Annotated in this window: 11 protein-coding genes and 1 tRNA gene; 6 read left to right on the top strand and 6 right to left on the bottom strand. The window is 64.8% G+C overall.

Annotation, left to right across the window (positions count from 1 at the left end; genetic code table 11):
- The first annotated feature begins 9 nt into the window (after positions 1–9).
- The 3 genes from LVJ94_35910 (at position 10) to LVJ94_35900 (ending at position 5,518) form a co-directional block, all read left to right on the top strand.
- A complete protein-coding gene (locus LVJ94_35910; protein WXB02290.1) occupies positions 10–1,083 on the top strand; it encodes an MlaD family protein in 1,074 nt (357 codons plus the stop codon).
- Positions 1,084–1,301: 218 nt separating this feature from the next.
- The gene (locus LVJ94_35905; protein WXB02289.1) at positions 1,302–2,027 is read left to right on the top strand and encodes a sigma-70 family RNA polymerase sigma factor; all 726 of its coding nucleotides are present in this window, start codon (positions 1,302–1,304) and stop codon (positions 2,025–2,027) included.
- A 29-nt stretch (positions 2,028–2,056) separates the two neighbouring features.
- Positions 2,057–5,518: a serine/threonine-protein kinase gene (locus LVJ94_35900; protein WXB02288.1), complete on the top strand. Its 3,462-nt coding sequence runs from the start codon at positions 2,057–2,059 to the stop codon at positions 5,516–5,518.
- Here LVJ94_35900 and LVJ94_35895 read toward each other — a convergent pair.
- From LVJ94_35895 to LVJ94_35885, 3 genes are read right to left on the bottom strand one after another with little or no spacing between them, the layout of a single operon-like run.
- The gene (locus LVJ94_35895) at positions 5,504–6,754 is read right to left on the bottom strand and encodes a hypothetical protein (protein ID WXB02287.1); all 1,251 of its coding nucleotides are present in this window, start codon (positions 6,752–6,754) and stop codon (positions 5,504–5,506) included. The genes LVJ94_35900 and LVJ94_35895 overlap by 15 nt on opposite strands.
- An 8-nt stretch (positions 6,755–6,762) precedes the next feature.
- Positions 6,763–7,353: a hypothetical protein gene (locus tag LVJ94_35890; protein WXB02286.1), complete on the bottom strand. Its 591-nt coding sequence runs from the start codon at positions 7,351–7,353 to the stop codon at positions 6,763–6,765.
- A gap of 21 nt (positions 7,354–7,374) precedes the next feature.
- Positions 7,375–8,010, bottom strand: coding sequence for a hypothetical protein (locus LVJ94_35885; protein ID WXB02285.1), 636 nt, complete (start codon positions 8,008–8,010; stop codon positions 7,375–7,377).
- 134 nt (positions 8,011–8,144) lie between these two features.
- Between LVJ94_35885 and LVJ94_35880 the strand changes: the two genes are divergently transcribed.
- Complete coding sequence (locus tag LVJ94_35880) at positions 8,145–8,618, top strand: acyl-CoA thioesterase (GenBank protein ID WXB02284.1); 474 nt, start codon at positions 8,145–8,147, stop codon at positions 8,616–8,618.
- Positions 8,615–9,112, top strand: a complete 498-nt coding sequence (locus tag LVJ94_35875) for a tetratricopeptide repeat protein (GenBank protein ID WXB02283.1) — start codon at positions 8,615–8,617, stop codon at positions 9,110–9,112. The genes LVJ94_35880 and LVJ94_35875 overlap by 4 nt, the downstream gene beginning before the upstream one ends.
- A gap of 16 nt (positions 9,113–9,128) precedes the next feature.
- On the opposite strand, the gene LVJ94_35870 is transcribed toward LVJ94_35875, so the two are convergent.
- Positions 9,129–9,737, bottom strand: a complete 609-nt coding sequence (locus tag LVJ94_35870) for a hypothetical protein (protein WXB02282.1) — start codon at positions 9,735–9,737, stop codon at positions 9,129–9,131.
- 80 nt (positions 9,738–9,817) lie between these two features.
- A complete protein-coding gene (locus tag LVJ94_35865) occupies positions 9,818–10,993 on the bottom strand; it encodes a cystathionine gamma-synthase (protein WXB02281.1) in 1,176 nt (391 codons plus the stop codon).
- 313 nt (positions 10,994–11,306) lie between these two features.
- On the opposite strand from LVJ94_35865, the gene LVJ94_35860 reads away from it, so the two are divergent.
- Positions 11,307–11,383: transfer RNA gene (locus LVJ94_35860), tRNA-His, on the top strand.
- A gap of 659 nt (positions 11,384–12,042) precedes the next feature.
- Here LVJ94_35860 and LVJ94_35855 read toward each other — a convergent pair.
- On the bottom strand, positions 12,043–13,326 hold the full coding sequence (locus LVJ94_35855) for a phytase (GenBank protein WXB02280.1): 1,284 nt from the start codon (positions 13,324–13,326) through the stop codon (positions 12,043–12,045).
- Positions 13,327–13,413: the final 87 nt, after the last annotated feature.

Raw genomic sequence — 13,413 nt, 5'->3', positions numbered from 1 at the left:
CGGGAATGCATGGAAAAGTCGATTAAAGTCGGGATTTTCGTTCTTGCGGCGCTGGTGCTCGGCGGCATCGCCGTCTTTCTCATTGGCGAGAATCGACGGCTCTGGGACCCCAAGGTCACCTACAACGCCGCCTTCTCCGACGTTGCGGGCCTCAAGCCGGGCGCACCCGTGCGCATGGGCGGCGTCGACATTGGAACGGTCGAAGCGGTGGGGCACAACCACGACCCACGCGACGTGCGCATCTACGTGCGCCTCAACGTCGTGAAGCGCGAGGCCGAGCGCGTGCGCGACGATACCGTGGCGCGCGTCGCCAACAAGGGCCTGCTCGGCGACAAGATGATCGAGCTCTCCTCCGATGGAAAGGGCGGCATCCTTGGCCCCGATCAAAACTTGAAGACCGAGGAGCCGCTCGACCTCAACAAGTACATCGTCAAATTCGAAGACATCGCCAACAAAGCTGGCAAGGCGCTCGAGAACGTGGAAACGGGCACGCGGTTCTTGAGCGATCCGCAATTCTCCGAAGACGTCAAGGTGAGCGTGCACAGCCTCCGCGAGGTCCTTCAGGGCATCGCGAAGAACGACAGCGTGGTGCACCGCGCCCTGATGGATCCCCAAGAGGGACAGAAGTTCGATCGCATGCTCTCCAACCTGGAGGCCGCGAGCGCGGACTTCCACGACGTCACCACGCACCTGCGCGAAGGCCCCGGCGTTGCGCACGCGCTGGTGTACGACGGCGAGCTCTCCAAGAGCGCGTCGGGCTCCATGTCCGAGGTCCACAAAGACCTCGAAGCGATCCGCACCGGCAACGGTTTGGCGCATGCGCTCATCTACGGCGACACCAACTCGCAGCACCTGATGGGCAACGTCAACGCGATGAGCGACGACATGCGCGACATCGTGCACGGACTCAAGCAGGGCAAGGGCACCCTCGGTGCGCTCCTCGTCGATCCCAGCGTCTACGAGGACATCAAGAGCGTCGTCGGCAACGTGGATCGCAACCAGGTGCTTCGAGCCCTGGTTCGCTACTCGATCAAAGCCGACGAGACGCGCCAGCCGCCGAAGGTCGAAGAAGGTAAGAAGTAGCTGGTCAGACGATCGGGCAACTGGGCGTGGCCTTTAAAAAGCCTACTTCCTACCGGTCAAGATGTTTGCGCAACACCCCGGCTTTCCGTCACAAACATGTGGCGCCATCGGCGCGATGCGCCATGGACCGGCAAGCGAAAGCGTTGCACACTTGCGTCATGGGGGAGAACCCGTGAGTCGTTAATGAGCAAGGTCGCCCCTATCATCGGTTGGTTAACATGAATCGAGCCGGGGGAGATTTCCCGACGACGCCACCGTCGGCCGTTTACGGCGTGCATAGCGTGGATCCCGCGCTGCGTTCGCGATCCATTCAGGTCCTCGCGCGCATGTACTGGAAGCCGATCTACAAGTACGTGCGCCTTCGCTGGCGAAAAGAGCCGGCCGAAGCCGAGGAGATCACGCAGGAGTTCTTCCTGCGAACGATCGACAAAGAAACGTTCCGGGGCTACGAGCCGCGCCGCGCGCGCTTCCGCACCTTCGTGCGCGTGTGTGTCGACCGCCTCGTGGTCGACCTTGGACGGCACAACCAAGCGAAAAAGCGCGGTGGTGGCGTGAAACTCCTCCAACTCGACTTCAAGGTGGCCGAAGACGAGCTCGGGGAGGAAGCGTCCAGCCTGCCCGACCCGGAGCAAGTCTTCGAGGTCGAGTGGGTGCGAAATCTGCTCGAAGTGGCGGTCGAATCGCTCCGGTCGTCGTGTCAGCGGCAGGGGAAAGAGGTACACTTTCGCGTGTTCGAATTGTTTCACCTGAAGGACGAAGCGGACCGACCCTCCTACGCAGAGATTGCCGAACAACTCGGGATCTCCGTCCGCGACGTGAACAACCGCCTCACCTACGCCCGGCGCGAGTTCCGCGCGGCCGTTCTCGAGGCCCTTCGTGAAAGCACGGGCAGCCAAGAAGAGATGCAAGAGGAGGCTCGCTTTGTGTTGGGGGTCAACTTTTGAGACGAGTCTCGCGGTCTCTCGTCGATGCATTGCGCGCGAAAGATGACGAACTTTTCGCCGCTCGATTTCGCATCGAAGAAGAAGCCGGCGTCGGCGGCATGGGCATCGTGTACCGCGCGCTCGACCAGAGCTCGGGCGAGATCGTCGCCCTCAAGGTCGTACGCAAGACGGGCCCCGGATCGCTGAGGCGCTTCGACGCCGAGACTGACGCCCTGGAGAAGTTGCGGCATCCCGCCATCGTGCGCCACATCGCGCACGGTGTCGGTGACGAGGGGCAGCCCTACTTGGCCATGGAGTGGGTCGATGGCGAGACCCTGGCGTCGAAGCTGCGGCGCGAGCGCCTCGACGTATGCGAGGTCATCACCGTCGCGCGGCGCATCGCCGATGCCTTGGCGGCGGCGCATGCGATCGGCATCCTGCACCGCGACATCAAGCCGAGCAATGTGCTGCTCCCCGGGGGAGATCTCGTGCAGGCCAAGCTTGCCGACTTCGGCCTCGCGCGTTCGATGGAGTCGTCGCAGACCAATGCGACCATGACCGGCGTCATCGTCGGCACGCCCGGATACATGGCGCCGGAGCAGGCCCACGGCGTGCGGGATCTCGACGGGCGCGCGGACCTGTTCTCGCTGGGGTGCATGCTCTTTCGCTGCCTCACCGACACGGAGGCATTCGAGGGCTCTCGCGCCCTCACGGCCTTGGCCAAGCTGGTGCTGCTCGAGCCTTCCCGTGTCTCTTCCCTCCGTCCCGACGTGCCGCCGGCGCTCGACGACCTGGTGGGGAGCCTGCTCTCGAAGGAGCGCGAGCACCGTCCGCTGTCGGCCGTGGTGGTGCGCGACACCTTGGATCGCATTGCCGAGGACGTGTCGGCGGATGCCTCGCTGCGCCGCCTCTCGGTGCGCGAGCGACTGCCGCCCGAGAGCACGCGCTTCGTCTCGGGGACGAGCTTCGGGCGCTACGTGCTGGGGCGGCGTATCGGCATGGGCGGTATGGGCGAGTTGTACCTGGCCCACGATACGACCTTGGATCGCAAGGTCGCGCTGAAGGTGCTGCGGCGTTCACCGGATGGGCAGGCCACCGAGCATCTGCTTCGCGAGGCGCGCGCGGCGGCCACGTTGAGCCATCCCAACGTCGTCACCATTTACGACGTGGGTGAGCACGAAGGCGTGCCCTTCCTTGCGATGGAGTACATCGCCGGGCGAAGCCTGCGCGATTACGTCGGCGAAGCGACGCCGGATCTGGACCGGCGCATCGGCTGGATGGGCGAGGTCGCCCGCGGCCTGGCCGCCGCGCACCAAGCGGGACTCGTTCACGGCGACGTCAAGCCGGAGAACGTCATGGTGGCCGACGACGGTGCCGTGAAGATCCTCGACTTCGGTCTCGCCACCGCGGTGCCCGATTGCATCATGGGGACCGCCGCGTACATGGCCCCGGAGCAGATTCGCGGCGAGCCGCTCGATGGGCGGGTCGATCAGTTCGCGTGGGGCGTGACGGCGTACGAGCTGGTGACCGGGAGGCTCCCCTGGCCGGGGCATGACACCCTGGAGATGCTCGCCTCGGTGCTCGCGGACGATCCGAGCGATGCGGTGCGCGCATCGCTTCCCTCGGAGATCAGCGGCGCCATCCTGAAGACGCTGCGCAAGCAGCGTGACGAGCGCTTCCCGACGATGGACTCGCTGATTCCCGTGCTGGCGCCGAGCACGGCGAGCACGCAGCGATCGAGCGCCGTCAAAGAGCCGCCCCTGCCGTCGCCGTCGAAGCGGCGAAAGCACATCGTGTGGCTTGCATCGGCGATCTTCACGGCCTTGATAGCCCTCACCACCGCAATCGTCGCCTTTCGCGCCGTGCGCCGGCACGATTCCCCGGCGGGAACCGCGGCCTCTTCGACAGCGTCTCCCCCGGTGCTGGTGACCGCTCTTCCGGTCTCGCCGTCATGCGTGCCTGCCGCGGCGGCGTTGTACAAGGAAGGACTGCGCGCGCTTCGCGAGTCGGCATACCGACGCGCGCTCGGCTATTTCGAGCAGGCGGCGGCGGTCGATCCGATGTGCCCCGAGCCGCAGCTTCGCGTCACCATGCTCGCCTACTCCTACTGGCCAAGGTCACGGGCGCGTGAGCAGTTGCGACGCGCGATGGGCTTTCGCGATACCATGAGCGAACGCGATCGCGTGGTGCTCGATGCGTGGGCGCTGCTCATTGCACCGGACTCTCCTCGTGAGGCTGAAACGATTCAGGCTTTCGACGACGCCATTCGCCGTTTCCCCAACGACGCGGAACTCTACGTCCTCGACGTGGATCGGCGACGCAGTACCGTGATGCGTGCCGATCAGCTCGAAGCGCTTCTTGGCATGGTGCGCAAGGCGACCCAGCTCGATCCTGGGTATGCCGACGCCTATTCGATGGAGTCGCAAATTCTCATATGGCTCGGGCGAGGCGCGGAGTCGCTCGCAGCGTTGGATCGATGCCTGGACGTTGCACCGGGCGCGGTCGACTGCATGGAGATTCGCAGCGGCACCCTTCGCCGTCTTGGTCGATGCGAGGAAGCGGTTGCCTCCGCACGCAGTTGGATCTCCTGGGAGCCCGATGAGCCGGCGGCGTACCAGGAGCTCGCGCCATCGCTCGCTGCGCGCGGTGCATCGCGCGAGGCCATCGAGGAAGCGCTGCTCTTGCGATGGAAGCATTTGCCCCCCGCAGACCGGGAGCCCACGCGGCTCTGCGACATGGCGAAGCTCTCCGTGTGGATGGGGGACTTCGATGGTGCGCTCAAGTTCGCCGACGGGTTGGAGCGCCATTCGACGGGGTCGGCCACGCTCGATCCGCACCTGTGCGCGACGGTCACGTCGGTGGATGCCCTCCTGGAAACGGGCCGCGACACGGAAGCGACCAACATGGCCGAGCGCTTTCTGCACCGCAACGAGGCTTGGGTTCGCGGCGAATCGAACCTCGCCACGGAGTACCCGAAGCCGTTCTTGCTGGCCTTGGCCTTCGGGCAGAATCGCCGCACGATGATCCGCTGGCAGGAGGCCACCGAGACGTGGGAGCGCGTGAATCGCACGCGCATGGACGCGTACGAGCGCTGGATCTTCCGCTGGGGGCCCATGGCGGGCGTCCGCAACCACGCTGCGGAGGCGTTGCTTCTCGATCCGCGCCTGGCGGCGGATTACTCCGAGGTGCCGCGCGCGCGCAACTACAACATTGGCGCCATGGAGGCCTACGAGGGCCATCTGCGCTTGGCCGCCGGCGACGTCGTGCGGGCGGCGCCGCTGCTCGAGACGGCGACGCGGAGTTGTCAGGGCCTCCACCACGGCGCCATGAACGTGCGCGCGCATCTCTGGCTCGGCATCGCGCGAGAGCAACTCGGTGACGTTCCCGCCGCGTGCGACGCCTACCGCTTCGTCACCGAGCGATGGGGAAGCGCGAAGCCCACCTCGGTGAGCGCGCGCGAGGCCGAGCGCCGCAGCCGCGCGCTCAACTGTCCTCGCTCAGTGGATCGTTAGCGGCAGCGGTGGCGCGTCGGCTGCGTCTTGGTCTTCGGCGCGGAAGTTGATGGCGGCGTCGTTGATGTTCGTGTGCCCGGGATACCGGGTGACCGTCAGCTCGACCGGCGTATTCGCAGGAACGGTGAGCCCAAGCAGATCGAGCACGGCTTGGGGCAGCGAGCTTTCTTTCGCCGCGGTGTACGTCTCGATACGGAAGGCGCTTCCTGCATCGACCACGACGCGCGCAAGGCCGTCTCCCTCCCAGCGGAGCGTCGCATCGCGCTCGATGGTGCCGTTCGGGGCCGGTGCATCGAGCAGCGTGGGCGGACTGGCGAACTTCATCTGGATCGATGCGTCGCCGGGCGCGAAGTTCCGGAAGATACGACTTCGTCCCGCGGCTGTTCGTTGCTCGGCGCGCAGCGTGTAGCGAACGCCGAAGAACGTGGGCAAGGTCACCCTGCCGGTGCCGCTCGAGAGGCGAGCGACCTCACGGGCGTTGCTGCCGTCGCCCGCATCCAAGAAAATGGTGCCCGCCACGCTGTCGGGCGGCGGACCGTTCTCCGGCGGAGACAATCGGAATTCCGTTTCCGTCGTGGGAATGGATTCGAACGTGGCGAGCCATTGCGTCGGCTGCCCATGCGTCACGCGGACCCAATTGCCCGCCGTTCCGAGATAGCGGAGCGGCAGATGGGTTGCGCTGTCTTCCTCGTACACGATGGCCCGGATGTATACGTCGTCCTGGTACCCACCGTTCCAGTGGAATGCCAAACCTGCGTCCTGCTGAACGTCGATGACATGACCAAATACGATGTAGAAGAGGCGCGCATTGGCCGGCAGGTTCGAAATGTTGGCAAACACCGTGGTCGACCAGCCTTTGCGCGGACGCTCACCCGAAATGAAAAGGCCGGTGCCCTCCAGTTCCTTGAGGTTGAGAAAGCGCGTGATCAGTGGGCGGCCGAGGGAGTCGTCCCGAACCGAAAGATCGTGGAGATCCCTGACCTCCTTGTGAACGCGCTCGAATTGGAAGGCGCCCCCGGCGCCCGTGATGGTGATCGCCGGTGCTCGCGCGTCGTCGAAGCGACGATACGTCGGTTCCGAACCGAGAAGAACGCGCGTGCCGGCGATGGGCTCGCCGTCGCCGTAGACGGAGCCCCAGAGCTTTATCTTCGAGATATCGGGTGGGGGAGGAGGAGGATCGTCGCTGCAGGCCATCGATGCGAGGAGCAGCGCGGCCAAGTAAGTTCGGTGTTGCATGGCTAAGACTACTGTTCGCGACCGCCGGCCGGAGAAGGGTTGAACCAGTAAGAATCCGTCTTGCCTTTGCGCATGACGGTAAGGCGCAAGAGATCGATTTCCAGAGCGACGAACCCGCCCGCCGTACCCGTATTCCCGGCGAGGCTCAGGAACTGCGCGCCAACGGCCAGTTGCGGGCCCCAGGGCATGCCCAGGGTGACGACGGCTTGGAGCGGCGTGCGGCCGTGATCGCCATCTTTCCAGAGGCGGCCGGCGACGCCGGCGTCGAAGGCGAGACCCCAATCCCCGCGCGAGAAGCCGCCGCTGGTGATGCGGGCGGCGATGCCCAGATCCGTGCCCAGGGAGAAGTACGTCACCGAGCGGGCGATACCGCCGACCACGACGGATGCGTTCGACGACGTTCCCACGCCGAAGCTCGCGTTGAATGTGCCGGCGCGGTCGAACGAGTCGGCGGCGCCATCGCGTTGGAGGCCGAAGCCACCACCCAAGGCGAACCACGAGGTGACGTCGGCCTTGGCCACCTTGGGGGCCGATGCCAACGCGAAGGTAAAAACGAAAGAGGCGGTTAGGCTTGGAAAGCGAAGGGCGGAGGTACGCACGTCGCCCGTGTGGCTAGCACGTCACGCGGCTTCTGTCGCCGGATTCGAGCGCTGCAAGCGGCGGATGCGCGCCACGATGAGATTCATGACCTCGGTGTCGTAAAGCAGCGTGTTGTGGCCGCGTCCCGGCAGCACGATGTGCTCTCCGTGGGCGAAGACACCGGCACTATGGTGCACGATGCGGTCGGCCGTGCCGACGATGGAGGTGTGCGGTACGTCGGCCGGCGTGCGCGTGCGCATGTGCGCGAGCACTTCGCTTTCGCGCTGCAGGTCGGCGCCGACGAAGTACGGGAAAAGGTCCGCGGCGCGCGCCCCGCCGAACGGGCTCGCGAGGGAGATGGTTTGCGCCACCCGCATGTGGCCGCCGAGCTCCTCGACATACCACCGGGCTACGAGGCCGCCCAAACTATGGCCGACCAGGTGCACGCGAACGCCGCGCGGAATGCGATCCACGAGCTTCGTCAGGCTGAGGGCGATGCGGCGCACGCCCACGCCGGGAAGGTGCGTGAAGCTCGCCACGCGCGCACCCGTCTCCGCCTCGATGCGTTTGCGCATCGGGCGAAAGACTCCGGCGCTGGCGAAGAAGCCGTGCACCAACACCACCACGTCGTCCCCGGCTTGCGTTTCGGGGAGGATGGGCGCGATGTCGCGCGGCATCAGATACATCTCACGGAACGTTGCCCAAGCTTCAATCCCCCCTGGCAAACCCGGCCAGTCGCGCAGACCCATGAAACGTAACAACGCACATTCCGTGCCCTGCGAGCTAGTTTTCGACGTATACGAAGGGTGACGTGCACTCAGAACCCATTTTCGCACACACCATCGAGGTCACCTCGGACGACATCGACGCACTCGGTCACGCGAGCAATATTGCGTATGTTCGCTGGGTGCAGGACGTGGCGGTGGCCCATTCCGAGGCGGTCGGGCTTGGCTATGGTGCGTACCAAGAATTGGGTGCGGTGTTCGTGGTCCGGCGTCACGAAGTCGATTATCTGCGTCCGGCATTACGCGGTGACAGGCTTGAGGTGCGAACGTGGGTCGCCAGCGCACAGGCCGCGAAATGTATTCGCATAACGGAAGTACGTCATTGCGCGGATGGAGCTCTGCTGGCCAAGGCATCGACGACGTGGGGCTTCATCGATGCGGCGAAGGGGCGTCCAACCCGCATTCCGGATGCGGTTCGCGTCGCATTTTTGCAACCGCCGCGGGGCCGCGATTTGGCGGCATCCCGCATGGAAGAAACCGAGAACGGAGAAGTGCGATGAGCTTGCGTCCGAAGCCAGCCAACGACGAAGGAAGGGATGCGGCGCACTGGGAAGCCGTCGAGGAAGCCTCGGAGCTGTTGCACGAGGAACGCTTCCGTGAGGCCCTCGTTGCGCTGCGCAACGTCCTGCAACGCGACCCGACCAACCCGTACGCGTTCTACCTGGCGGGCATCGGCTTGTACGAGAGCGGCGAAATCGAGCCGTCGCGCGATGCCTACCGCGCGTGCCTGCGGGTGTCGCCGACGCACCTCGGGGCGCGCGTGGCGCTGTCACACGTACTTCGCATCTTGGGGGACACGAAGGAGGCCGTCCGCGAGGGCATGGAGGCGCTCTCGCAGAGCCCCGGCGACGGCGATGCACTGCACGCCGTGGGGCTCGCGTACCTGGCGCGCGGCGAGATGGTGGCGGCCAAGAAGTACTTGAACGCGTTCCTCGAGACGAACCCCGAGTTCGAAGTCGCGGAAGAAGTCCGCGGCATCTTGTCGGAGATGTAGATCGAGACCTGCGCGCTTATTCGGGCGTGCAGTTCTCGAAGCGGAACTCGGACGTGCCCTGGCAGATCCGCTCCGTGCTACCCGAGGTCACGTACACGGCATGCGGGCAGGTGACCTGCGCCCAGACGCGTCCCTTCTCGACGTTTTGCGGAGCGTGGTCGTACTTCGCCACGCAGTCCTCTTGCCGGAAGACGCCCGTGCTCGGATCGCTCCACGCGGCGCCGACCTTCTGATCGCCTTTTTGCGTGAAGTGCCCGAAGACGGAGAACCCCTTGCGGCCTTGGATCTCGGCCTTGGCATCGACGTAGAAGCCGTCGCCGTCGGGGCGGACGGTGCACGTCACGGCGACCTGCGAAGTGTCGATGGCCGTGCCATCTTCGACGGTGGTGTTGTCGGGATTGCCAATGGTGGCCCAGGCCTCGGACCTCAATAAGCACTTGTTGGACGTGTTGACGTCTTGTTCGGTGCCCGGCCCGAGGAACGACTCGATGGCGACCTTCGCCGTTGCGGGTTTCGAATCGGAGCAGCCCACGCCCAGAACAGAAAAGGCGGAAAGGGCAGCAAGTAGAAGTGTGGACGTCGTCGCGAAAACCTTCGTCGAATTCTTCGACAAGCGCATTCTCATGTCTCCTCGTGGGTCCCCGGGGACGACCGAAGCTCGGCCAAGCCGAGTAAGGATAACCGATGGGGCGTCGGCACGCGAAGTTAGATGCGCTTGGCTTCTGCGAAGCCTCGCTCCAGGTCGGCCCATAGGTCGTCCGCGCTCTCGATGCCGAGGGAGAGCCGGAGGAGGCCATCGCCGATGCCGAGTTGGGCGCGTGCTTCCGCGGGGATGCTCGCATGGGTCATGATCGCAGGATGTTCTGCGAGGGACTCGACGCCACCGAGGCTTTCGGCGCAGGCAAAAATGCGGAGCGCCTTGAGGAACGCGGTGGCGGCGGGGAGGCCTCCGCGAAGTTCGAAGCTGAGCATGCCGCCGGGGCCGGACATCTGTTTCGCGGAGAGGGCGTGCCCCGGATGGCTCGGTAGCCCGGGGTAGTGAACGCGGGCGACCTGCGGATGCAAGGTAAGGCGTTCGGCGACTTTGCGGGCGCTGGCGACGTGTCGTTCCATTCGCACCGCGAGCGTCTTGACGCCGCGGAGGACGAGGTAGCAGTCGAACGGGCTGGGTACCGCACCAGCGGCTTTTTGAACGAAATGGAGGCGCTCGGCGAGGGCGTCGTCGCTGGTCATGATGGCGCCGCCGACGACGTCCGAGTGGCCATTGAGGTACTTCGTGGTGGAGTGCACCACCGCGGTGGCGCCGAGCGCGAGCGGCTGCTGAAGTACCGGGGTGGCGAAGGTGTTGTCGACCACGAGGGGCAACTGTGCTTTGCGCGCGATGTCGGCGATGGCGGCGATGTCGAAGATCTTCAACATCGGGTTGGAGGGCGTCTCCATCCAGATCATGCGCGTTTGCGGGCGGAGGGCGGCGCTGACGCGTGCGGGCTCGCTCATGTCGAGGAAGGTGGCGTCGATGCCGAACTGCTTCATCACCTTGTCGAAGATGCGGAAGGTGCCGCCGTAGACGTCGTCGCCGACGAGGACGTGGTCGCCGGTCTTGAGCGTGAGGATGAGCGCCATGGTGGCGGCGCACCCGCTGCCGAAGGCGATGCCATGGCGTCCGCCTTCCAGGGCGGCGAAGCACGCCTCGAGTGCGTTGCGCGTGGGGTTGCCCGCGCGCGAGTAGTCGTACCCTTTGTGCTCACCGGGGCCGTCTTGCGCGAAGGTGCTGGAGAGCACGATCGGGGTCATGACCGCGCCCGTGAGCGGGTCGGCCTCTTGGCCGGCGTGGATGCACAAGGTGTCGAGCTTCAGCGTAGAAGGATCCAGATCGCTCATCGTGCTCGGTCTGTAACATGGCCTGCCGTGCTTTGCCTTGCCCGTCGTGGCGAACGCGGGCGTTCCCCACAGCGGGAAACATGAGGAGAGTCACCCGGTGCTCGATTGGCCGCGTCCCTATCGGCGTATTGGCCTCGGGGGCCGTCGGTCGTCGACGACGCAGCCCGAGATCGCCAGGGTCAGGGCCGTCATTGCCGCAGATTTCGCGGTCGGAACCTCTCTGTGACGTTTCTCTGCCGTACCTCTGGTCCTTTCCGTACAAGTGCGCTAAAAGGGCCGCCGTGAGACGGAGACAGCACGTCAACGTCGCATGGTGGCCGTAGCTCAGCTTGGTAGAGCGCCGGATTGTGGCTCCGGCTGTCGCGGGTTCGATCCCCGTCGGTCACCCCATTTCCTCATGGAGCGAGCTCCCTTCGGACTCACTCCGGGGAGTCGTCGTTCCTGTACTTCGCAAAGCCTCCGTACAGGAACGAGCGATCCCCGTCGGTCACCCCATTTCCTCATGGAGCGAGCTCCCTTCGGACTCACTCCGGGGAGTCGTCGTTCCTGTACTTCGCGAAGCCTCCGTACAGGAACGAGCGATCCCCGTCGGTCACCCCATTTCCTCATGGAGCGAGCTCCCTTCGGACTCACTCCGGGGAGTCGTCGTTCCTGTACTTCGCGAAGCCTCCGTACAGGAACGAGCGATCCCCGTCGGTCACCCCATTTCCTCATGGAGCGAGCTCCCTTCGGACTCACTCCGGGGAGTCGTCGTTCCTGTACTTCGCAAAGCCTCCGTACAGGAACGAGCGATCCCCGTCGGTCACCCCATTTCCTCATGGAGCGAGCTCCCTTCGGACTCACTCCGGGGAGTCGTCGTTCCTGTACTTCGCAAAGCCTCCGTACAGGAACGAGCGATCCCCGTCGGTCACCCCATTTCCTGAAAAGCGTATGGAGCGCCGGCGGTTAGCCGGGTCTAGCCGGCGCTGAGATGGACGAGCCATCTAAAAGGTGGCGGACCGCCGGCAGGATGCCGGCGCTCCATGCGTCTCATCACTCCGTGGAGCTCGTCACTCCTGTGTGCGGGGGTCGTAGGTCGAGTCGAGGGTGAGGCCTTGGGGAAGGGCGATGCGGTCCCAGGGGGTGAACTTTAGGTTGGTGGCCGAGGGATCGCCGCTCAAGTTGTCGTCGTTGTAGCCGTCTTGGGTGATCAAGAGGCCGTGGGGGTAGCCGGGGAGTGAGACGTTGGTGACGTCGGCGCCGTCGCACTCTTGAACGGCGTCGATGCCGAGCTCGGGGTTGGCCGAGATGGAGAAGCTGCCCAGGTAGGCGTTGTCCCCTTCGCGGGTGAAGATGGCGAAGGTGTCGTCGAGGCCCGGTTGCGGGGCGAGCGGCGGTTCGCCGTGGGCTTGGCCTTGGCTCGAGGCGAGCAGGTAGCCCTTGCCGCCCGGGGCGTAGAAGATGGTGAGGCCCTCGACATCGCGCGCGATTTTGCTTTGCGGGTCGAACGCGGTGGTCTCGTAGAACGGACGCGCGTCCGCGATGCCGCTGCGTAGGTCGATGCGCCAGAGGCCTACGTCTTCCTGCCCGGCGTAGAGCGTGCCCCGTGCTTGATCGACGGCCATCCCCTCGAACTGGGGACTGAAGTCCTTCGTGGGGTCGGCCTCGTCTTCCTGCGTCAGATCCTGCCCCTTGTAAATGTAAGGGAATATCCAGTTTCGAATCGGGGCCATGCCCACCCTTCCACCGGGGCGTGCGACCAATTCGAATTGGGCAATGAGCGCCTCATTGTTCTGATTGACCAATGCGTAAATTTTATTTGCAAATTTGTTGCGATAAAGCGTCAATCCATACGCGGTATTCTTTCCGTCATTTGGATTCTCCACCGTCTTGTGTTCGCGATCCGCCGGATCGGGCCGGGTCGGAAAAAGGCGGCCGATTTCGGGATCGGTGATATCCACGAGCGGTCCGTTTTCTGCCGCAGGGTCGATCTTCCAAATGCGGAGTTGGTCCTTCAGCCGATCGCTCGCGACGGCAATGTCGATCCGTGTGCCGCCTAGATCGAAATTGTATTGCACGTCCACGTTGTTGAATCGATTGCCATGGCTCGGATAACTTCTCACCAAGCGGCCGGCGAGATCGTAGACGCGAAGGCCCCCCTTTTTCGCGGCGGCCACGATCAGCGATTGCCCCGATGTTGTCGGATGCACCCACACGGCGGGATCGTCCATGTCGGCGGGGTCGGACTCGTTCGGCGTCTCCGTCGCGGCCGTGATCGGTTCGTCGGTGTGGCACGCGCCGAGAAGCACGGCCCATGCGCTGCACACCATCCCTACGTGGCGCAAAAGGTTCATGGCTGAGCGATGTATGCGACGCCACATGGCCGGCGTGTGTCAATCCTGCAAAGGAAGGGTGCCTCGGGGTCGGCACGTTGAAGTATG

It is taken from the genome of Sorangiineae bacterium MSr11367, from assembly GCA_037157805.1.
In the GTDB taxonomy this organism is placed as follows: Bacteria; Myxococcota_A; Polyangia; order Polyangiales; family Polyangiaceae; genus Pendulispora; species Pendulispora rubella.
The sequence above is the reverse complement of the archived record's forward strand: the minus strand, read 5'-3'. Positions and strand labels throughout refer to the sequence as shown.